Raw genomic sequence first — 19,781 nt, 5'->3', positions numbered from 1 at the left:
CACGGGCAACCCATGTGGCGTACGCCACTCCCGCGCCATGTCCCGGCCGCCCCCCGTACCCCTCCCGTGCCGCCTCCGCGCACCAGCTCCCGGGGGTCCCGACCGCCCCGGCGGATCCGGTCGCCGGGCGGGCCGTCGATAATCGAGCCCGTGACCGATCTTGAGACGCGCGTGACGCCCCCCGGCTCCGCGACCCTGCGCCGGGCGGCCCCCGCCCTCCTGGGGTACGCGGCCGTGCGTGCTCTCGGTCTGCTCGCGCTGGTCGTGTGGAGCGCCGCCCGCGACAAGAGCGCGTACACGCTGCTGACCGCCCGCTGGGACGCCCTCTGGTACACCAGGGTCGCCGAGCTGGGATACGGCTACGAGGTCCGCCTGCCGAACGGCGACGTCCACTCCAACCTCGCCTTCTTCCCGCTGCTGCCCTGGCTGGAGAGGCTCCTGCACGCGGTGACCCCGCTGTCGTACGCCGACGCCGGTTTCGCCGTGTCCCTGCTCGCGTCGCTCGCCGCGGCCTGGGGGGTGTTCGCGGTCGCCGACCAGGTGTACGGGCGCCGGGCCGGGGTGTGCGCGGTGCTGGTGTGGGCCGTTCTGCCCGTCGGGATCGTGCAGTCGATGGCGTACAGCGAGTCACTGTTCACCGCGCTGGCCGCCTGGTCGCTGTACGCGGTGCTCACCCGCCGGTGGGTGACCGCGGGAGTGCTCGCGTCACTGGCCGGGCTGACCCGTCCGGTGGGGCTCGCGGTCGTCGCGGCGGTGTGGGCGGCGGGCGTGGCGTCCTTCGTCCGTGACCGGGAGACCCCGACCGCCGAGACCGCTCCCCGGCGCGGAACCGGGGCGACCGCCGCCCGCGTCGCGCCACGCGCCCTCGGGATGCTCCTCGCGCCGCTCGGCGCCGCCGGATACGTCCTGTGGGTCGGCCACCACACCGGCAAGGGCCCGCTCGGCTACTTCGACGTCCAGGCGGGCTGGCGCAACGGCTTCGACGGCGGCTACGCCTTCGCCCGCTTCGTCGCCGACAAGTTCACGTCATTCCCGTCCGCCCTCGCCGGCCTCGGGCTGATCGTCGGCGTCGCCCTGCTGCTGTGGCTGTACGTCGTCTGTGTCCGGCAGCGCCAGCCCCTTCCGCTGCTGGTGTACGCGGGCGTGGTCCTCGCCCTCGCCCTGTGCGCGTCGAGCTACTTCGGCTCCAAGCCGCGCCTGCTGCTGCCCGCGTTCCCGCTGCTGCTGCCGCTCGCCCTGGCCCTGGCCCGGCTGCGGACGTCCAGGTCGGCGCTGGTGGTGGGGTGCCTCGCGGCGGCCTCGGCCGTGTACGGCGCGTGGTGGCTGAACGGCAGCGGTCCGCCGTAAGGGAATCCGGCTTTTCGGTGAACCCTTTCATACGTTCCCTAAAACTATCTCCTGGAATGATCAAAGGAATTGAAGGGAACACTGTTCGACCATTAGCGATTACACAGGAATAAACGGCCTTCTGAGAGCAATCCCACATCACATCGTCATCACAAACCAGCGGAATCGGCCGGGTCTCGAGCTCACTCGCTGTAACGTCGTTTAGGTGCGTACCGAACAAAACCTCACCCGTCTGGACCGGGTGTTCGCCAGGCTCGACCGGGAGCCGGAACGACCGGCCCACATCGATGTGCCGAAGATGAGCAGGCACCGGGTCGCGCTGTTCCTGGCGACCCTGGCCTTCTATCTGGCGATCGTGTGGCTCGTGGTGATCACCTCGTGGCTGGTCCGCCTCGACTGGCTGGTCATGTTCTTCCGGCCGTACCAGCAGTGGTCAGGCATCCACTGGTTCGTCGACTACTACGTGGTCCTCGGCCAGCGCGGTCCGACCGCAGTGATGGTCGCCGCCTGGCTCGGCTGGAGATCGTGGCGGCAGCACACCCTGCGCCCGCTGCTCACGCTCGGCGCCTCGCTGCTGCTGCTGAACCTCACCGTCGGGGCCGCCAAGCTCGGCATGGGCCGGCTCGGGCCGCACTACGCGACCACCATCGGCTCGAACGAGATGGGCCTGGGCGGCGATATATTTCCCAGCGGCCACACCGCCAACGCGGTCGTGACCTGGGGAATCCTGGCGTATCTGGCCTCCACCCCGAGGGCCCGCCGCTGGCTGTCCGCGCTCTCCGCGGTGACCTCGCTAGGCGTCGGCCTCGCCACGGTCTACCTCGGCACGCACTGGCTCAGTGACGTGGTACTCGGCTGGGCCGCGGGTCTGCTGATCCTGCTGGCGCTGCCCTGGTGCGAGCCGCTGATCGCGCGCGCCGAGGTCGCGATCTTCGACCTGCGCGACCGCTGGCGCGACCGCCGCGCCGGTACGGCCCCGGCCCCCGCTCCGGCTCCGGTTCCGGCCGCACCCGTCGCCGTACCCGTGCCGTTCGTCTCGGGTGCGCCGGGCCAGGAGGATGCCTCCGCGGCCCGCGAGCCGGCGCAACCGGCCCGTCCCCCGCGGGCGCCGGTCCATCTGGCGCCGGGCCCGCACACGACCCGCTCGGAGCGCACCCCGGTCACCCCGGTCGGCAGCCGCCGGCCACCGCACGCCGACCGCCTCCCGCGCGGCCCCGCGACCTCCGCGGCCCGACCGCTGACAGGCGGCTGACCTCCCCGAACAGCGGAACCCCGGTACGCACAACCCGGTTCCGCGCCCGAAGGCCCCGGTTCCCGAAGACGGGAACCGGGGCCTTCGCCGTGCTCGACCCGCCGCTTCGGGCGCCTCAGCCCTTCCAGGCGCGCGCCACCAGCCCGTCGCGTACCTCGAAGTTCAGCCGCCCGAAGCGGTACTCCATGGTGATGATCGTCCCGGGCGCCAGTTCACGCACCGTCGACCACCCCCGTTCGCGCGCGAGCCGCTCGGCCCGTGCGGCCTCGAGGCCGACGTATCCGTCCGGATTGTCCTGGGGCTCCGCTGGCGGAGTGGGATTCGGTGCCATACCGCCACGCTAGGCGGCGAGCCCCGCCCCGGGAACCCCGGACCGGCGATACGGATCACTCCGGTCACACTTCTGTCACAGGATCACGACATGCGTTTCGGTCGAACTCACTCACACGGACGAGCGGTTTCGTGCGCCTTCCGCGCGAATTCGAACGCAATTCCCGCGTGTCGCCCGGCCACCCCGAATAACCCGTCGGAAAGTTCGCGGGGTACCGTCCCAGGACCCCGCCGCATTACGATTCCGTGCGGGATCGCGGGAGCTGACTGCTCATAGGAAATACACGGCTCCCCCACACATCCTCCGTACGCACCCGGGACGCCGGCGGGCCCGGGACAGGGCGAACGAAGGGGCGAGCGAGCGATGGGGACGCAGACCGTGACGGCGGCACGAACCGGGGACATCGGTCACCGGGGCCGCGGCCGGGTGGTCGTCGACTGGCTGACCACCACCGACCACAAGAAGATCGGCCACCTCTATCTGATCACGTCCTTCGCCTTCTTCCTCGTCGGCGGGATCATGGCGCTGCTGATGCGGGCCGAACTGGCCCGGCCCGGGCTGCAGATCGTGGACGCCAACCAGTTCAACCAGCTGTTCACGATGCACGGCACGATCATGCTGCTGCTGTTCGCGACCCCGTCCTTCGCGGGCTTCGCCAACGAGCTGATGCCGCTCCAGATCGGTGCCCCGGACGTGGCCTTCCCCCGACTGAACATGCTCTCGTACTGGCTGTTCCTGTTCGGCGGGCTGACCGTGCTGGGCTCGCTGCTGACGCCGGACGGCCCGGCGGCGTTCGGCTGGTTCGCGTACGCGCCGCTGAACAGCCGGCAGTACTCGCCGGGGATCGGCCCCGACCTGTGGATCATGGGCCTGGCGCTGGCCGGCTTCGGCACGATCCTCGGCGCGGTCAACTTCATCACCACGATCATCGGGATGCGCGCGCCCGGCATGACGATGTTCCGGATGCCGATCTTCACCTGGAACACGCTCTTCACGTCGATCCTGATCCTGATGGCGTTCCCGGTGCTGGCGGCCGCGCTGCTGGTGCTGGAGGCGGACCGGCGGTTCGGTTCGCAGGTGTTCGAGGCGGCCAACGGCGGAGCGCTGCTGTGGCAGCACCTGTTCTGGTTCTTCGGACACCCCGAGGTCTACATCATCGCGCTGCCGTTCTTCGGGATCATCACGGAGATCATCCCGGTCTTCAGCCGCAAGCCGATCTTCGGCTACCTCACCCTGGTCGGCGCGACGATGGCGATCACCGGGCTGTCCATCGTGGTGTGGGCGCACCACATGTTCGTCACGGGCGCGGTGCTGCTGCCGTTCTTCTCCCTGATGAGCTTCCTGATCGCCGTCCCCACGGGCGTGAAGTTCTTCAACTGGACCGGGACCATGATCAAGGGCTCGATCTCCTTCGAGACGCCGATGCTGTGGGCGACGGGCTTCCTGGTGACCTTCCTGTTCGGAGGCCTGACCGGAGTGATCCTGGCGTCACCGCCGATGGACTTCCACGTCTCCGACTCGTACTTCGTGGTCGCCCACTTCCACTACGTCGTCTTCGGCACGGTGGTCTTCGCGATCTTCGGCGGCTTCTTCTTCTGGTGGCCGAAGTTCACCGGGAAGCTGCTCGACGAGCGGCTCGGGAAGATCCAGTTCTGGACGCTGTTCGTCGGCTTCCACACCACGTTCCTGGTGCAGCACTGGCTGGGCGCCGAGGGCATGCCGCGGCGGTACGCCGACTATCTCGCCGCCGACGGGTTCACCGCGCTCAACACCGTCTCGACGATCGGCTCGTTCCTGCTCGGCCTCTCCACCCTGCCGTTCCTCTACAACGTCTGGAAGACCGCCAGGTACGGCACGAAGGTCGAGGTCGACGACCCCTGGGGCTTCGGGCGTTCCCTGGAGTGGGCGACGTCCTGTCCGCCGCCCCGGCACAACTTCACGACGCTGCCGAAGGTCCGCTCGGAGTCCCCGGCGTTCGACCTGCACCATCCGCAGTACGCGGCCGAGATCCCGCAGCCCGAGCCAAAGCGCCATCAAGCCGGTCACGAGCCGTCCTGATCGCCTCGATCAGCTCCACGGGCTCCAGCACCTCGAACTCGAAGCCCGCCATCATCACGTGGATCACCATCACGTCGAGGCTCGCGGCGCCGGTGCGCAGGACACAGGCCCGGTCGCCGTCGGGCTCCAGCGTGCCGGCCGAGGGCGAGATCCGTTCGGCGGCCTCGGCCAGCGGCACGAACAGCCGGACGGTGGCCCGGGTGGCGTACGCGCGCGTGGAGACGCCTTGCGAGACGTACGCGGCGAGGTCCTCGGCGGGCGGCTCGCGCGGTGCGAAGCGCGGCCCGTGCGGCGGCCTCGGCGTGAGGCGGTCGACCCGGAACGTACGCCAGTCGGCGCGGTCGAGGTCCCAGGCGACGAGGTACCAGCGGCGCTCGGTGCACACCAGGCGGTGCGGTTCGACGGTGCGGCGGGTCGCCGTGCCGTCGTGCCCCCGGTAGTCGAAGCGCAGGCGTTCGGCGTCCCGGCAGAGATGGGCGAGCTCGGTGAGGACGGCCGGGTCCACGGCGGAGGACCGCGGGCCGCGCAGCATCGGCACGGTGAAGGCGTTCAGGGCGCCCACCCGGCGCCGCAGCCGGTGCGGCAGCACCTGCTCCAGCTTCGCCAGGGCCCGTACGGAGGTCTCGCCGATGCCCTCGATGCCCTGCCCGGCGGCCGTCCGCAGCCCCACCGCGACGGCGACGGCCTCGTCGTCGTCCAGCAGCAGCGGCGGCAACTCGGCGCCGGCGCCCAACTGGTAGCCGCCTCCGGTGCCGGGGCTGGCGTTGACCGGGTAGCCCAGCTCGCGCAGCCGGTCCACGTCCCGGCGCACCGTGCGCGAGGTGACTCCCAGCCGGTCGGCGAGTTGGGCGCCGGACCACTCGCGGTGGGCCTGGAGCAGGGAGAGCAGGCGCAGCAGTCGGGCGGAGGTCTCCAGCATGCGCCCAGTGTGTCCCACGAGGTGGGTGGGCCCCACCCGGCCGTCCCGCCGGATGGGGTCACCGTGTCCCGGAGGGGTAAAGGCTCAGAGCGTGAGGCGCTGTCCGGGCACGATCAGGTCGGGGTCACCGCCGACGACGGCCTTGTTGGCGGCGTAGACCCGCTGCCAGGTCAGCCCGTGGCGGGTCGCGATGGTGCTGAGGGTGTCTCCCTCGCGGACGGTGTAGTCACCACGGCCCGTACCGCGCGAGGTCGGGGCCGTCGAGCGCTCCGGCGCGTTCGAGGAACCCGACTGCGAGGAGTTCGAGGCGCCGGACTTGGAGCTGCCGGACTTCGACGAGCCGGACTTCGAGGAGCTCGACTTCGAGGAGCCCGACTTGGCGGAGCTCGACTCGGCCGAGGACGATCCGGCCCCCGGTGCGCTGCCGGATGCTCCGGCGCGCGCCGAGCAGGTCGGCCACGCGCCCCACCCCTGAGCGTTCTGCACCTTGGTGGCGACGGAGATCTGCTGTGCCTTGCTGGCCTTGTCGGCGGTCGACGCGTAGGCGGTGCCGCCGTACGCGCGCCAGGTACCGGCGGAGAACTGGAGCCCGCCGTAGTAGCCGTTGCCGGTGTTGATCGACCAGTTGCCGCCGCTCTCGCACTGGGCGATGCGGTCCCACACCCCGCTGTCGGCCGCCGTGGCGTTGCCGGTCGCGCTGAGCAGGCCGAGGGGGGCGAGCAGGATCGCCCCGGCGAGGACCGCCGTCTTGCGCGACGAGGTGCGGGTGTGGATATCGGCACATTCGGACATGTAGATCCCTCTCTACGAACCCGGGCTCCCCCTGGCCGGGGCGTGTCGGCCGCGCAGGGACGCGGTCGTCACGCCCGGCCCCTCCGCCGGCGGTGGTGCTGCGCGATGTCTGGCTCTGCGCGGCCGGCGGACGTACCCGAGCGGTGCTCGTTGCACACGGCGGAGCAATCTAGGCAGCTGACGGTTCGTTATCAACCAACTCCCCGTTGTCCCAGGCCAGTTGGCGGTTACCCTGGGTAGCGGCGAATTTCGGCCACCTACTTCGTTCCCTCATTTCCGGATTTGTCGGCCAGAGCCCCGCGCGGACTGTGAGTCAGCTCACCGGATCAACTTCCGTGACCTCTCCGTTACTTGACATGGAGTGGCGGATTCCGCACGCATCGTGACCGCGCGCGCAGGTTGGTTCGATTCCGTTCGCCGTCCAGCGTGACCCTGGCCACAGATCGCCCGTTGTCTTCTTCATGAGCCGGGGACCCACCCGGACCACGAGCCGGGGGCCACCCGCCTCGCCCACGCACCGCATCCGAGGGAGTCACCCGTGCCGCGCATGCTCGACGTCAGCGACGAGGTACGCGCCGAGATCGGCAACGAAGAAGCCGACCGGCTGCTCGCCGGAGACAACGCCCCGGGCAGTTACGACTGCACGTCCTGCCGCACCCCGGGCGACTCCGAGAACGAGCGCACCAGCACCGTCCTGTTCATCGGGGACGAGACCGCCGTTCTCGCCTTCGCCCACTCCACCTGCCTGCCCTCGCAGGTCGTCCAGGTCACCGAGGAGCAGCTCCAGGGCGCGGTCCGCTCCATCAACGGCGACACCGTCGACCTGGACCCCGACAAGGTCGCACCCGAGCAGGCGGTGCTCGGCGTCACCAGCGGACTCGTCCTGATCGCCGGGGAGTTGCACCCGGCCCTGGTCGTCGAGCCGACCGCGCCCATCGTGCGGCCCGGCACGACCGGCGCGGGCGACGACTTCCTGCCGCTCCTCATCGAGCAGGGCTTCATGCCGCTGTCCGAGCTGACCGAGGTGCCGCCGGTGCAGCACGGCTGGTCCGTGCTGCTCGCGATGGGCCAGCTGCACGCGGTGCTCCAGCCCTCGGTGAACGGCGGTCAGCCGGTCGCCTGGTGGCAGGCGCACCAGCCGTTGCAGGTGACGGAGGGCTGGCGGGCCGCCGCCAACAAGCACCAGCAGGTGCTGATGTTCGCGGCGCCGGTGGGCTCCATCGGGCGTCAGCCCCGGGAGGACCTGCTGCGGGACGCGCTGGACAAGGCCGCGGCCAACGGGCAGTTGGTCGGGGCGGCACTTCCGCTCGCCGGCACCTGAGTTCGCCCACCGGGCGGGGACCGCGGCCGTACGGCGACCGAAAGGGCGTCCACGGACGCGGCCCCACGCCCCCCTGGGACCGCCTGCCGAGCCGCATCTCTTCCCGTGCCGCGTCGTTTGGACATACGTGCACACCTACGACGTTCCCCGCCGCCCGTCCTTCCAGCCGATCCCGTCCGCGCGACCGGCCCAGGACGCGTCCGGCGGCCCATCGGCCACGCCGATCTACGACGCGCTCTACGCCGAGTACGTCAAGACGTTCCGTTCGCTGCCCGGCGACCGCAGCGGCGAGGACGAACTGGGGTTCACGGCCTTCGGGAACATCCCGCACCACACGGGTTCCCACCCGGCGCCCCGCCCGGGGTCGTTCAGCAGTTCCTACAGCGCCTACAGCGCGGGGGCCCAGAGCGCGCGGGTCGGACAGCAGTCCCAGTGGCAGCGGGTCGGGCAGCTCGGCCAGCAGGCCGCGCCGACCACGATGCACCACGTCCCGGCGGCGCTCCCGCCGGCCCCCCGCAGGTCCTTCTGATCACTGATCACGACTGGAGGGCGGCACCCGTCACGGGTGCCGCCCTCCAGTCGTGGTGCCGCTACTTCTTCTTGGTGCCGCGCTTCTCGCGCACCCGCACCGAGATGTGGATCGGGGTGCCCTCGAAGCCGAACTCCTCGCGCAGACGGCGCTCGACGAAGCGCCGGTAGCCCGCCTCGATGAAGCCGGAGGCGAAGAGGACGAAGCGCGGGGGCTTGGTCCCGGCCTGGGTGCCGAAGAGGATGCGCGGCTGCTTGCCGCCGCGGACCGGGTGCGGGTGGGCGGCGACCAGCTCGCCCAGGAAGGCGTTGAGACGGCCCGTCGGGACACGGGTCTCCCAGCCTGCCAGGGCGGCCTCGATCGCCGGGACCAGCTTCTCCATGTGCCGGCCGGTGCGCGCCGAGACGTTCACCCGGGGCGCCCAGGCGACCTGGGCGAACTCGGTCTCGATCTCCCGCTCCAGGTAGTAGCGGCGCTCCTCGTCGAGGGTGTCCCACTTGTTGTAGGCGATGACGAGGGCGCGGCCCGCGTCGACCGCCATGGTGACGATGCGCTGGTCCTGGACCGAGATGGACTCGGAGGCGTCGATCAGGATGACCGCCACCTCCGCCTTCTCGACGGCGGCCGCGGTGCGCAGCGAGGCGTAGTAGTCGGCGCCCTGCTGGAGGTGGACGCGCTTGCGGATGCCCGCCGTGTCGACGAACTTCCAGGTCACACCGCCGAGTTCGATCAGCTCGTCGACCGGGTCACGGGTGGTGCCCGCGATCTCGTTGACGACGACACGGTCCTCGTTGGCCACCTTGTTCAGCAGCGAGGACTTGCCGACGTTCGGGCGGCCGATGAGCGCGATGCGGCGCGGGCCGCCGACCGCGGTGCCGAAGGTCTGCGCGGGGGCCTCCGGCAGCGCCTCCAGGACGGCGTCCAGCATGTCGCCGGTGCCGCGGCCGTGCAGAGCGGAGATCGGGTGCGGCTCGCCGAGGCCCAGGGACCACAGGGCGGCCGCGTCGGCCTCGCCGCTCATGCCGTCGACCTTGTTGGCGGCCAGCACGACGGGCTTGCCGGCCTTGCGCAGCAGCCGTACGACCGCCTCGTCGGTGTCGGTGGCACCGACCTTGGCGTCGACGACGAAGACGACCGCGTCGGCGGCCTCGATCGCGTACTCGGCCTGCGCGGCCACGGAGGCGTCGATGCCGAGGACGTCCTGCTCCCAGCCGCCGGTGTCGACGAGCTTGAAGCGGCGGCCCGCCCACTCGGCCTCGTAGGTGACGCGGTCGCGGGTGACGCCCGGCTTGTCCTCGACGACGGCCTCGCGGCGGCCGATGATCCGGTTCACCAGGGTCGACTTGCCGACGTTCGGGCGGCCGATGACGGCGAGCACCGGCAGCGGCCCGTGCCCTGCGGCCTCGATCGCCCCCTCGACGTCCTCGACGTCGAAGCCCTCGACGGCGGCGAGCTCCATGAACTCCGCGTACTCGGCGTCGCCGAGCGCCCCGTGATCGTGCTCGAAGGCTTCCGAGCCGTCGGGCTGGATGTGGTCGTTCATGAAGTCCGTACCTCGTCGTTCATTCGTGGTGATCGGTGGAACAGCCGTTTTGTTCGGGTTGATCCACTACTCGGTATTCAGTGTCGCTCAGCGCCCGGTCAGGCGCCTGGCGTTTTCCAGGTGTGCGGCCAACTGCTTCTGGATGCGTTCGGTGGCGGCGTCCAGTGCCTTGCGGGTACGCAGCCCGCTGCCGTCGCCCGCGTCGAACGGTTCGCCGAAGACGACGTCGACGCGGGAGCGCAGCGGGGGCAGTGCCTTTATCAACCGTCCGCGCCGTTCGGAACTTCCCAGCACGGCGACGGGCACGATCGGGGCCCCGCCGCGCACCGCGAAGTACGCGAGCCCGGCGCGCAGGGCGGCGAAGTCTCCCTCGCCGCGGGTGCCCTCCGGGAAGATCCCGAGGACCCCGCCGTTCTCCAGCACGCCCAGCGCGCGGGTGATCGCCGTCCGGTCGGTGGTGTCGCGGTCTACCTTGAGCTGCCCGATAGCGGTCAGGAACGGGTCGAGGGGGCCGATGAACGCTTCCTTCTTGATCAGGAAGTGCGTCGGCCGCGGCGCCACGCCCATCACCATCGGACCGTCGACGTTGTGCGAGTGGTTGATCGCGAAGATCAGCGGGCCGCTCGCCGGAACCTTCCAGGCGCCCAGCACCCGCGGCCTGAACAGCCCGTACATCAGGCCGACGCCGATGCGCCGCCCGACCTCGGCGCCCTTTTCCGAGGGCACGGACCCGGTGGTCACTTCACGGCCCGCTTCTCCTCGACGAGGGTGACGACGCACTCGATGACCTGGGCCAGCGTCAGCTCCGTGGTGTCCACCTCGACGGCGTCGTCCGCCTTGGCGAGCGGGGAGGTCTTGCGGGAGGAGTCGGCGGCGTCCCGCTTGATCAGCGCCTCCCGGGTGCTGTGGACGTCCGCGCCCTTCAGCTCGCCGCTGCGCCGGGCGGCCCGGGCCTCGGGGGAGGCGGTGAGGAAGATCTTCAGGTCGGCGTCGGGCAGCACGGTCGTGCCGATGTCCCGGCCCTCGACGACGATCCCCTGCTCGGTGGAAGCCGCCAGCGAGCGCTGGAGCTCGGTGATCCGGGCCCGCACCTCGGGCACGGCGCTCACCGCGCTGACCTTGGCGGTGACCTCCTGTGTGCGGATCGGGCCGGCCACGTCGATGCCGTCGACCGTGATCGTCGGGGCGGCCGGGTCGGTGCCGGAGAGGATCTCCGGCTTGCCGGCGACGGCGGCGATCGCCGTGGGGTCCTCGATGTCGATCCCGTTGGTCACCATCCACCACGTGATCGCCCGGTACTGGGCGCCGGTGTCCAGGTAGCTCAGCCCCAGCTGGGCGGCCACGGCCTTGGACGTGCTCGACTTGCCCGTGCCCGAGGGGCCGTCGATGGCGACAATCACGGGCTGGGCGGCGCCGTTTTCCACGGGAGGACACCTTCCTGGTGCGAGGCGGTGGGTGCGCGGGACGCGACCGCGCCCCGCACAAGGTTACCGGCCGCGCGTCACTCGTCCGGCCGGTACCTGGTCCGCGCCGGGTGTCCGGGCCGCGCGGCGCCCTACTGCCGGATGGCCCAGCCCCTCTCGCGCAACGCCGAGGACAGCACCACCGCGGACTTCGGCTCGACCATCAGCTGCACCAGACCCGCCTGCTGTCCGGTCGCGTGCTCGATGCGTACGTCCTCGATGTTGACGCCCGCCTGTCCGGCGTCGGCGAAGATACGGGCCAGCTGACCGGGCTGGTCGTCGATGAGCACCGCCACCACCTCGTACGCCCGCGGAGCGGCCCCGTGCTTCCCGGGCACGCGGACCTGGCCCGCGTTCCCGCGACGCAGCACGTCCTGGACGCCGTCGGCGCCCTCGCGGCGCTTGGAGTCGTCGGAGGACTGCAGGGCGCGCAGGGACCGGACCGTCTCCTCCAGGTCGGCGGCGACGTCGGTGAGCAGGTCGGCGACCGGCCCCGGGTTCGCGGACAGGATGTCGATCCACATGCCGGGGTCGGAGGCGGCGATCCGGGTGACGTCCCGGATGCCCTGCCCGCACAGCCGTACGGCGGCCTCCTCGGCGTGCTCCAGACGCGCCGCGACCATGCTGGAGACCAGGTGCGGCATGTGCGAGACCAGCGCCACCGCGCGGTCGTGGGCGTCCGCGTCCATGACCACGGGGACGGCACGGCAGTGCGAGACCAGCTCCAGGGCGAGGTTCAGCACCTCGGTGTCGGTGTCCCGGGTCGGCGTCAGCACCCAGGGGCGCCCCTCGAAGAGGTCACCGGTCGCGGCCAGCGGGCCCGACTTCTCCCGGCCGGACATGGGGTGGCTGCCGATGTACGCCGACAGGTCGAGGCCGAGCGCCTGCAGCTCACGGCGCGGCCCGCCCTTCACGCTGGCCACGTCGAGGTAGCCGCGGGCCACCCCGCGGCGCATCGCGTCGGCGAGCACACCGGCCACGTGCGCGGGCGGCGCGGCGACGATCGCGAGGTCGACCGGACCCTCGGGTTCCGCGTCGGTGCCGGCGCCGAGCGCCGCCGCCGTACGGGCCTGCCCGGGGTCGTGGTCGGCGAGGTGGACGACGACGCCCCGCTGGGCCAGGGCCAGCGCGGCGGACGTGCCGATCAGCCCGGTTCCGATGACGAGCGCGGTCCTCACTGGGCGATGTCCCTGCGCAGGGCGGCCGCGGCCCCGAGGTAGACGTGGTTGATGTCGGCGCGCGCCTTGTCGGACTCGACGTGCGCCAGGATGCGCACGACCCGCGGCATGGCGCCCGCGATGTCGAGTTCCTGGGCGCAGATCAGCGGCACGTCGACGATGCCGAGCTTGCGGGCCGCGGCCGCCGGGAAGTCGCTGTGCAGGTCGGGGGTGGCCGTGAACCAGATGCTGATCAGGTCGTCGGCGCCGAGCGAGTTCCGCTCCAGGACTGCGGTGAGCAGGGCTCCGACCTGCTCGTCCATGTGGCCGGCCTCGTCCCGCTCGAGTTGGACGGCTCCCCGGACCGCTCGTACCGCCACGGCGCTGCTCCTTGCTGACGTACCCACTGCCGACTACGGCTCCTGACGCAGCCAGCCTAGTCAGCCCGAGCCGGTCCGGTGCGTGCCGCCCGCGTGCCGAGACGGGAACGCCCCCGTACGCCCTTTACGGCGCGTTCGGCCTGCGCTCTCATGGCACTCTGACGGCAGGACACCCGCATCGGGGAAGGCCCGACATGAAGCGTCCAGGACCCCTGCTCACCCTTCTCGCGGGACTGGTGCTCGGCCTGTTCCTGCTGACGCTCAACGCGACGACAGGGACGAAGACCGCCTCGTCCTCTTACGAGGAGAAGTCACCGAATCCGGCCCCCGCCCGGAGCGCCGCCTCGTCCGCGCCCACCCCGGCTCCCTCCCCCTCACGTGTCCCGGCCGCCGACGCCGACTACGCCGGCCGCACGGACGACGACGCGGCGGCGATCGCCGTCACCGTCCGCGACGGCAAGGCGATCGCGTACTACTGCGACGGCCGTACCGCGGAGTCCTGGCTCAAGGGCGACGTCGAGGACGACGGCTCGCTGCGGCTCTCCGGCAAGCACGGCGCGAAACTGGACGGCAAGCTCCAGGACGGCAAGCGTGTCGAAGGCACGGTCACCGTGGGCGGCGGACGGCACGCCTTCTCGGCGGACCGGGCGACGAAGCCGTCCGGGCTGTGGCGGGCGACGGCCACCGTGCGCTCCGCGAAGATCGACGGCGGCTGGATCGTGCTGAAGGACGGCACCCAGGTCGGCATCCTCACCCGCGACGGCAAGCCCTCCCCCGCGCCGGTCATCGACCCGGAGACCGGCGCGGTGACGGTCGACGGACAGCAGCTCACGGCCCGCCCCGCCACGCCCTGACCCCTTCGAGCAGGGAGCCACCATGACCGTCGACCCGAACGCCGCCACCCAGGGTTTCCCCGGCCCCGGTCCCGCACGGCCCGGCCCGCACCCCGCCCGCTATCTGGTCCCGGCGCTGGTCGCCGCCGCCGTGGCGCTCGCCCTGGGCGTGTACGGCAAGGTCCACGACCCGGCCGGGACGGCCTTCAACCTGGCCGGCTTCAGCAGCACGGGCGCGGTCAAGTCCTGGCTGGCGACGGCCGCGATGTTCTTCGCGCTGGTCCAGCTCGTCTCCGCCGCGATGCTGTACGGCAGGCTGCCGGGACCCGCCTGGTCCGGCACGCTGCACCGCTGGTCGGGTCGCGCGGCCTTTCTGATCGCGGTCCCGGTTGCGGTGCACTGCCTGTACGCGCTTGGCTATCAGACATACGAAACGCGCGTCATCTGGCACTCCCTCCTGGGTTGCTTCTTCTTCGGCGCATTCAGTGCCAAGATGCTGCTGCTCCGCTCGGAGCGACTCCCGGGATGGCTGCTGCCGGTCGTCGGCGGACTCGTCTTCGCGATACTCACGATCATCTGGCTGACCTCGGCCCTCTGGTTCTTCCGCACGTTCGGAGTGACGACATGACCCTTCCCGCGACACGGCGCACGGTTCTCCTGGCGACGGGCGGCGCGGCAGCCGCGCTCGCCACGGGCTGCGGCGAGTACGGCAACGAGGACGACTCCTCGTCCGAGCAGTCCCCGAAGGCGTCCGCCGGCCAGGAGCTGGCGAAGACCACCGACATCCCCGTCGGCGGCGGCAAGATCTTCGCGGAGGAGAAGGTCGTCGTCACCCAGCCGACGAAGGACGACTTCAAGGCGTTCTCCGCGGTCTGCACCCATCAGGGCTGCACCGTCGGCAGTGTCGCCGACGGCATCATCCACTGCCCCTGCCACAAGAGCGAGTTCCGTATCGCCGACGGATCGGTGGCGGGCGGCCCGGCGACCAAGCCGCTGCCCACGGAGCAGATCACCGTCGAGGGCAGCTCGATCAAGCTGGCCTGAGCCCCTGCCGGGTCACTGGTCCCAGAGCGCCCCGAGCGTCACGAGCTCCCCCTGGTACTCGATCCGGTCCGCCCACGCCGTCGGCCAGGCGTCGGCACCGGCGTACGCGCCCGCGAAGGCGCCCGCAAGACAGGCGATGGAGTCGGAGTCCCCGGAGGAGCAGGCGGCCCGGCGCAGCACGGTCACCGGCTCGTCCGGGAAGAGCAGGAAGCACAGCAGACCGGTCGCCATGGCCTCCTCGGCGATCCACCCCGCCCCCGTGGCCAGGCACGGATCGGTCTCGGGCGCGGGGTCGCGCAGCGCCTCCCCGAGGCGCTCCAGCACGCCGAGGCACTCGTCCCAGCCGCGCGCGATGAAGTGCTCCGGGGTGGGGTCCTGGCTGCGGGTCCACAGGTCGCCGAGCCAGCGGTGGTGGTAGCGGGAGCGGTTGTCGACGGCGTAGGCCCTCAGAAGCCCGACCAGGGCCGCCGACTCGGCACCCTGGGTGAGCAGCCGTACGGCGTGGGCGGTGAGGTCGGAGGCGGCGAGCGCGGTGGGGTGCCCGTGGGTGAGGGCGGACTGGAGCTGGGCGGCACCGGCCCGCTGCTCCTCGCTGAGCCCGGGGACGAGTCCGACGGGCGCCACGCGCATGTTGGCGCCACAGCCCTTGGAACCGATCCGACTGGCGTCCTGCCAGCCGCGCTTCTCGTCCTTGAGCAGGCTGCACGCCGTCAGGCAGGTCCGCCCGGGGGCCCGGTTGTTGTCGGGCGACTGATACCAGTCCACGAACTCCGCGCGCAGCGGGTGCGCGAGCGACGTCGGCACGAGCAGCCCCCGGTCCATGGCGGTCCGCAGGGCTCGGCCCACGGCCAGGGTCATCTGGGTGTCGTCGGAGACGAAGGCGCGCTTCGGCAGTTCCATCTCCCGCCAGGGCCCGCACTTGGCGAGGATCGACGGAACGTCGTCGAACTCGGTGGGAAACCCGAGCGCGTCCCCCAGCGCGAGTCCCAGCAGGGACCCGGTGGCCCGCTTCCTGACGGTGGTCGAGGTGGTCATGCGGATCGTCCTTCCCGGGGCGGTCGCAGCAGGGGCGGGTGGAGCGCGGTGGCGGCGCCCGCCCGGTAGAGGGCGGCGGGCTTGCCGCGGCCGCCGGTGAGGCGCGCGCCGCCGGCCACGGGCTCGACGAAGCCCGGGGTGGCGAGCACCTTGCGGCGGAAGTTGGGCCGGTCCAGGCCGGTCCCCCACACCGTCTCGTAGACCTGCTGGAGCTCGCCGAGGGTGAACTCGGGCGGGCAGAAGGCCGTGGCGAGGCAGGTGTACTCGAGTTTGGCGCCGACCCGGTCGTGGGCGTCGGCCAGGATCCGGTCGTGGTCGAAGGCGAGCGGCCTCGCGTCGTCGTACGGCAGCCAGCGCGCCTGGGCCGCGTCGCCGCCGCCCGTCGGCTCGGGGGCGTCGGGCAGCAGCGCGGCGAAGGCGACGGACACGACCCGCATCCGGGGGTCTCGGTCGGGTTCGCTGTAGGTGCGCAGCTGTTCCAGGTGCAGCCCGGAGACGTCCTTCAGGCCGGTCTCCTCGGCGAGTTCCCGCCGGGCGGCGGTCTCCGCGGACTCGTGCGGCAGCACGAAGCCCCCCGGCAGCGCCCACCGGCCGGCGTACGGCTCCTGGCCGCGTTCGACGAGCAGTACGTGCAGGCTGCCCGCGCGGAGCGTGAGGACGGCGAGGTCGACGGTGACGGCGAAGGGTTCGTGGGCGTACTTGTCGTAACCCGGCACGACGAACACCCCCTCTTAATAGTCATTACGACTATAAAAAGGGGGTGCGGTCACACACAAGCCCTGGGGGCCTCAGAAGTCCTTAGAGCTCGACTTCCTTCATCAGCATGCCGACCTCGGTGTTGGACAGCCGGCGCAGCCAGCCCGACTTCTGGTCGCCCAGGGTGATCGGGCCGAAGGCGACGCGTACCAGCTTGTCGACCGGGAAGCCGGCCTCCGCCAGCATCCGGCGCACGATGTGCTTGCGGCCCTCGTGCAGGGTCACCTCGACCAGGTAGTTCTTGCCGGTCTGCTCGACGACTCGGAAGTGGTCCGCCTTCGCGTACCCGTCCTCCAGCTGGATGCCGTCCTTCAGACGCTTGCCCAGGTCACGCGGGATGGGACCCACGATGTGCGCGAGGTAGACCTTCTTCACGCCGTACTTGGGGTGGGTCAGCCGGTGCGCCAGCTCGCCGTGGTTGGTGAGCAGGATGACGCCCTCGGTCTCGGTGTCGAGCCGCCCGACGTGGAACAGCCGCGTCTCGCGGTTGGTCACGTAGTCACCGAGGCACTGACGGCCCTCGGTGTCCTCCATCGTGGAGACCACACCGGCCGGCTTGTTCAGCGAGAAGAACTGGTACGACTGGGTGGCGACCGTCAGGCCGTCGACCTTGACCTCGTCGTTCTCCGGGTCGACCCGCTTGCCCTGCTCCAGGACGATCTCGCCGTTGACCTCCACCCGCGCCTGCTCGATCAGCTCCTCGCAGGCGCGCCGGGAGCCGTAGCCCGCGCGCGCGAGAACCTTCTGCAGCCGCTCGCCCTCCTGCTCGGCGCCCGGGAAGGTCTTGGGCAGCTTCACTTCCTTCTTGCCTGCGTACCGGTCCCGGTTGCGCTCCTCGGCGCGCGTCTCGTACTCACGGGAGCGCGCCGGCTCCGTGCGTCCGCCGCGCTGCTGGCCCTGCCTGGGGCCGCCCTTGGCGCCGCCCCGGGCCGCACCGCCGCGCCCGGCCTTCGGGCCCTCGTGGGTGGCGCCGGGGCCCACGTCGTAGCGACGCTCCTCGGGACGGGGCTTGCTCGGACGCTTCGGCCTGTCGTCGCGGCCCCCCGCGCCCGTCGGCCTGTCGTCGCGGCCGCCCGAGCCGCCCCTGGAACGGTCGTCACGGCCTCCGGAAGCACCCCTCGACCGGTCGTCGCGGCCTCCCGAGCCGCCCCTCGGCTGGGAACCGCCCCCGCCGGTCCCCCGGGGCTTGCCGCGCCCGTTGTTCCTGCCACTGCCGCTGCCACTGCTTCGCATCAAAGTTCCGTCGTCGTCGTGTCGTCTGCATCTGCATCCGGTGCGTCCGGATCGAACGACGGGACCCCTTCCAGCATCTCGGCCTCGATCGCCTCCGCCTCGGGGAGAAAGGGCGCGAGCTCCGGGAGCTCGTCCAGACCGCGCAGGCCCATCCGCTCCAGAAAGTAGTTCGTCGTCACGTACAGGATCGCACCTGTTTCGGGTTCCGCGCCCGCCTCCTCGACCAGACCGCGCTGGAGCAGGGTGCGCATCACGCCGTCGCAGTTCACTCCGCGCACCGCGGAGACCCTGCTGCGGCTGACCGGCTGGCGGTACGCGACGACCGCCAGGGTCTCCAGCGCCGCCTGTGTGAGCCGGGCCTGCTGTCCGTCCAGCACGAAGCCCTCGACGGCCGCGGCGTACTCGGGCCGGCTGTAGAACCGCCAGCCGCCTGCGATGAGCCTGAGCTCGAAGCCGCGCCCCTGCACGGTGTACTCGTCGGCCAGCTCGCGCAGCGCGTCCGCGATCCTGCGCCGGGGCCGCTGGAGGATCTTCGCGAGGTGTTCCTCGGTCGCGGGCTCGTCGACGACCATCAGGACGGCCTCCAGGGCCGGCTTGAGGTCGAGTGCGGCGACGGTCTCCTCGGTCACGTCTTCGTCTCCTTCTCGGGCTCCTCGGGCGGCCGGTCGAACTCGTCCGTGACCATCGGCTGAGCCTCCCCGTCCCCGCCGGTCCAGCGGACCAGCAATTCGCCGAGGGCGGTCTCCTGGTCGAGCGCGACCGCCTTCTCCCGGTACAGCTCGAGCAGCGCGAGGAAGCGGGCCACCACGGTGAGGGTGTCCTCGGTGTCCGCCACCAGCGTGCGGAAGCTGGCCTCGCCGAGCTCCCTGAGCCGGGCGACGACGATCCCGGCCTGTTCCTGCACGCTCACCAGGGGCGCGTGGATGTGATCGACGTACACCTGCGGTTTCGCCCGGGGCTGCATCGCCTTGACCGCGAGTCTCGCGAACCCCTCCGGTCCGATGCTGATGACGACCTCGGGCAGCAGCTCCGCGTGGTGCGGTTCGAGTCCGACGGTACGCGGGTAGCGCCGGGCCTCGCTCTCCAGCCGGTGCGTGAAGATGTCGGCGACCCGCTTGTAGGCCCGGTACTGGAGCAGCCGGGCGAACAGCAGGTCCCGGGCCTCCAGCAGGGCCAGGTCGGCCTCGTCCTCGACCTCCGCGGCGGGCAGCAGCCGGGCCGCCTTGAGATCGAGCAGCGTGGCGGCCACGACCAGGAACTCGGTCGTCTGGTCCAGGTCCCAGTCGGGACCCATCGCCCGGATGTGCGCCATGAACTCGTCGGTCACCTTCGACAGCGCGACCTCGGTGACGTCCAGCTTGTGCTTGGAGATCAGCTGGAGCAGCAGATCGAAGGGCCCCTCGAAGTTGGCGAGGCGGACCTTGAAAACACCGTCGGGAACTTCCTGGGGAGCTTCCCGGGACTCGGGAACGGATTCCGGCACCGCCTCGGATACGACGGGCTCCGGGTCGGCGGGCTCCGGGTCCGCGGGCTCCGGGTTCCGGGTTCGCGGATTCGCGGATTCCGGTTCCACGGGTTCCGGTTCGGCACGTTCCGATTCAACGGGTTCGGGCACGACGGGATCCGGTACGACCGGGTCCGGCACGACGGGATCCGGTGCCGGTTCCGGTCCGGCCGGCCCGGAAGGGACCGGCGCCGTCCCGGGTCCCCGGCCCAGCACACGCCGACGGCCGGCTGCTGCGCCGGGGACGGGAACGTCGTTCGAGGTCATGGCCCCCGCAGGCTACC

Annotated in this window: 20 protein-coding genes and 1 pseudogene; 8 read left to right on the top strand and 13 right to left on the bottom strand. The window is 71.4% G+C overall.

Features of this window, described 5'->3' with window-relative positions; all coding sequences use genetic code 11:
* Window positions 1-150 precede the first annotated feature (150 nt).
* On the top strand, window positions 151-1,347 hold the full coding sequence (locus OHU34_RS33050) for a mannosyltransferase family protein (protein ID WP_405769780.1): 1,197 nt from the start codon (window positions 151-153) through the stop codon (window positions 1,345-1,347).
* Between the two features lie 205 nt (window positions 1,348-1,552).
* Window positions 1,553-2,599 carry a phosphatase PAP2 family protein gene (locus OHU34_RS33045; protein ID WP_405769777.1) on the top strand — a complete coding sequence of 349 codons (1,047 nt, stop codon included), beginning with the start codon at window positions 1,553-1,555 and terminating at the stop codon, window positions 2,597-2,599.
* A gap of 115 nt (window positions 2,600-2,714) precedes the next feature.
* Here OHU34_RS33045 and OHU34_RS33040 read toward each other — a convergent pair whose 3' ends face one another.
* A complete protein-coding gene (locus tag OHU34_RS33040) occupies window positions 2,715-2,930 on the bottom strand; it encodes an I78 family peptidase inhibitor (protein ID WP_142269589.1) in 216 nt (71 codons plus the stop codon).
* A 363-nt stretch (window positions 2,931-3,293) separates the two neighbouring features.
* Here OHU34_RS33040 and ctaD point away from each other — a divergent pair.
* Window positions 3,294-4,826, top strand: a pseudogene (gene ctaD / locus OHU34_RS33035) (cytochrome c oxidase subunit I); the annotation flags it as partial.
* A gap of 40 nt (window positions 4,827-4,866) precedes the next feature.
* Here ctaD and OHU34_RS33030 read toward each other — a convergent pair.
* Both OHU34_RS33030 and OHU34_RS33025 read right to left on the bottom strand, forming a co-directional pair.
* Window positions 4,867-5,907, bottom strand: a complete 1,041-nt coding sequence (locus OHU34_RS33030; RefSeq protein ID WP_142269590.1) for a YafY family protein — start codon at window positions 5,905-5,907, stop codon at window positions 4,867-4,869.
* A gap of 84 nt (window positions 5,908-5,991) precedes the next feature.
* The gene (locus tag OHU34_RS33025; protein WP_142269591.1) at window positions 5,992-6,699 is read right to left on the bottom strand and encodes a transglycosylase family protein; all 708 of its coding nucleotides are present in this window, start codon (window positions 6,697-6,699) and stop codon (window positions 5,992-5,994) included.
* A 538-nt stretch (window positions 6,700-7,237) separates the two neighbouring features.
* Here OHU34_RS33025 and OHU34_RS33020 point away from each other — a divergent pair.
* Window positions 7,238-8,020 (top strand): hypothetical protein, encoded by a 783-nt coding sequence (locus tag OHU34_RS33020; RefSeq protein ID WP_020128177.1) that lies wholly within the window; start codon window positions 7,238-7,240, stop codon window positions 8,018-8,020.
* Between the two features lie 127 nt (window positions 8,021-8,147).
* Window positions 8,148-8,549 (top strand): hypothetical protein, encoded by a 402-nt coding sequence (locus OHU34_RS33015; protein ID WP_142269592.1) that lies wholly within the window; start codon window positions 8,148-8,150, stop codon window positions 8,547-8,549.
* Between the two features lie 61 nt (window positions 8,550-8,610).
* Here OHU34_RS33015 and der read toward each other — a convergent pair whose 3' ends face one another.
* The 5 genes from der to aroH form a co-directional block, all read right to left on the bottom strand.
* A complete protein-coding gene (gene der, locus OHU34_RS33010) occupies window positions 8,611-10,092 on the bottom strand; it encodes a ribosome biogenesis GTPase Der (protein WP_142269593.1) in 1,482 nt (493 codons plus the stop codon).
* Window positions 10,093-10,179: 87 nt separating this feature from the next.
* A complete protein-coding gene (locus tag OHU34_RS33005) occupies window positions 10,180-10,833 on the bottom strand; it encodes a 1-acyl-sn-glycerol-3-phosphate acyltransferase (RefSeq protein ID WP_230196334.1) in 654 nt (217 codons plus the stop codon).
* Complete coding sequence (cmk, locus tag OHU34_RS33000) at window positions 10,830-11,516, bottom strand: (d)CMP kinase (protein ID WP_142269595.1); 687 nt, start codon at window positions 11,514-11,516, stop codon at window positions 10,830-10,832. Before cmk ends, OHU34_RS33005 begins: the two co-directional genes overlap by 4 nt.
* Before the next feature lie 131 nt (window positions 11,517-11,647).
* Window positions 11,648-12,733 carry a prephenate dehydrogenase gene (locus OHU34_RS32995; RefSeq protein WP_020128172.1) on the bottom strand — a complete coding sequence of 362 codons (1,086 nt, stop codon included), beginning with the start codon at window positions 12,731-12,733 and terminating at the stop codon, window positions 11,648-11,650.
* Window positions 12,730-13,092: a chorismate mutase gene (gene aroH / locus OHU34_RS32990; protein WP_020128171.1), complete on the bottom strand. Its 363-nt coding sequence runs from the start codon at window positions 13,090-13,092 to the stop codon at window positions 12,730-12,732. The genes OHU34_RS32995 and aroH overlap by 4 nt, the downstream gene beginning before the upstream one ends.
* Before the next feature lie 194 nt (window positions 13,093-13,286).
* Here aroH and OHU34_RS32985 point away from each other — a divergent pair, with 194 nt between their 5' ends.
* Genes OHU34_RS32985 through OHU34_RS32975 form a run of 3 tightly spaced genes read left to right on the top strand, consistent with a single transcriptional unit; the run spans window position 13,287 to window position 14,969 of the window.
* Entirely contained in the window at window positions 13,287-13,946 is a 660-nt protein-coding gene (locus OHU34_RS32985; RefSeq protein ID WP_405769771.1) for a hypothetical protein, read from the top strand.
* A gap of 22 nt (window positions 13,947-13,968) precedes the next feature.
* A complete protein-coding gene (locus tag OHU34_RS32980; protein WP_405769768.1) occupies window positions 13,969-14,553 on the top strand; it encodes a DUF6529 family protein in 585 nt (194 codons plus the stop codon).
* Entirely contained in the window at window positions 14,550-14,969 is a 420-nt protein-coding gene (locus OHU34_RS32975; RefSeq protein WP_142269598.1) for a Rieske (2Fe-2S) protein, read from the top strand. Before OHU34_RS32980 ends, OHU34_RS32975 begins: the two co-directional genes overlap by 4 nt.
* A gap of 12 nt (window positions 14,970-14,981) precedes the next feature.
* On the opposite strand, the gene OHU34_RS32970 is transcribed toward OHU34_RS32975, so the two are convergent.
* The 5 genes from OHU34_RS32970 to OHU34_RS32950 all read right to left on the bottom strand — a co-directional run bounded on the left by OHU34_RS32970 (window position 14,982) and on the right by OHU34_RS32950 (window position 19,764).
* Window positions 14,982-16,004 carry an ADP-ribosylglycohydrolase family protein gene (locus OHU34_RS32970; RefSeq protein WP_405769766.1) on the bottom strand — a complete coding sequence of 341 codons (1,023 nt, stop codon included), beginning with the start codon at window positions 16,002-16,004 and terminating at the stop codon, window positions 14,982-14,984.
* Window positions 16,001-16,729, bottom strand: coding sequence for an NUDIX domain-containing protein (locus tag OHU34_RS32965; RefSeq protein ID WP_230196331.1), 729 nt, complete (start codon window positions 16,727-16,729; stop codon window positions 16,001-16,003). The genes OHU34_RS32970 and OHU34_RS32965 overlap by 4 nt, the downstream gene beginning before the upstream one ends.
* A gap of 73 nt (window positions 16,730-16,802) precedes the next feature.
* Window positions 16,803-17,996, bottom strand: a complete 1,194-nt coding sequence (locus tag OHU34_RS32960) for a pseudouridine synthase (protein ID WP_399047879.1) — start codon at window positions 17,994-17,996, stop codon at window positions 16,803-16,805.
* The gene (gene scpB / locus OHU34_RS32955; RefSeq protein WP_230196340.1) at window positions 17,993-18,565 is read right to left on the bottom strand and encodes an SMC-Scp complex subunit ScpB; all 573 of its coding nucleotides are present in this window, start codon (window positions 18,563-18,565) and stop codon (window positions 17,993-17,995) included. Before scpB ends, OHU34_RS32960 begins: the two co-directional genes overlap by 4 nt.
* A gap of 53 nt (window positions 18,566-18,618) precedes the next feature.
* Complete coding sequence (locus OHU34_RS32950; protein WP_405769763.1) at window positions 18,619-19,764, bottom strand: segregation/condensation protein A; 1,146 nt, start codon at window positions 19,762-19,764, stop codon at window positions 18,619-18,621.
* Window positions 19,765-19,781: the final 17 nt, after the last annotated feature.

Origin of the sequence: Streptomyces sp. NBC_00080 (genome assembly GCF_045041255.1) — a bacterium.
Classification (GTDB): Bacteria; Actinomycetota; Actinomycetes; order Streptomycetales; family Streptomycetaceae; genus Streptomyces; species Streptomyces coriariae.
This window is presented reverse-complemented; position numbering and strand designations above follow the sequence as displayed.

Excerpts from the sequence above, each read along its gene's own strand:
- OHU34_RS32975 (WP_142269598.1), top strand. The coding sequence starts at position 14,550 with ATGACCCTTCCCGCGACACGGCGCACGGTTCTCCTGGCGACGGGCGGC.
- OHU34_RS33030 (WP_142269590.1), bottom strand. The coding sequence starts at position 5,907 with ATGCTGGAGACCTCCGCCCGACTGCTGCGCCTGCTCTCCCTGCTCCAG.
- scpB (WP_230196340.1), bottom strand. The coding sequence starts at position 18,565 with ATGGTCGTCGACGAGCCCGCGACCGAGGAACACCTCGCGAAGATCCTC.
- OHU34_RS32950 (WP_405769763.1), bottom strand. The coding sequence starts at position 19,764 with ATGACCTCGAACGACGTTCCCGTCCCCGGCGCAGCAGCCGGCCGTCGG.
- OHU34_RS33040 (WP_142269589.1), bottom strand. The coding sequence starts at position 2,930 with ATGGCACCGAATCCCACTCCGCCAGCGGAGCCCCAGGACAATCCGGAC.
- OHU34_RS32980 (WP_405769768.1), top strand. The coding sequence starts at position 13,969 with ATGACCGTCGACCCGAACGCCGCCACCCAGGGTTTCCCCGGCCCCGGT.
- OHU34_RS32970 (WP_405769766.1), bottom strand. The coding sequence starts at position 16,004 with ATGACCACCTCGACCACCGTCAGGAAGCGGGCCACCGGGTCCCTGCTG.
- OHU34_RS33025 (WP_142269591.1), bottom strand. The coding sequence starts at position 6,699 with ATGTCCGAATGTGCCGATATCCACACCCGCACCTCGTCGCGCAAGACG.
- OHU34_RS32985 (WP_405769771.1), top strand. The coding sequence starts at position 13,287 with ATGAAGCGTCCAGGACCCCTGCTCACCCTTCTCGCGGGACTGGTGCTC.
- der (WP_142269593.1), bottom strand. The coding sequence starts at position 10,092 with ATGAACGACCACATCCAGCCCGACGGCTCGGAAGCCTTCGAGCACGAT.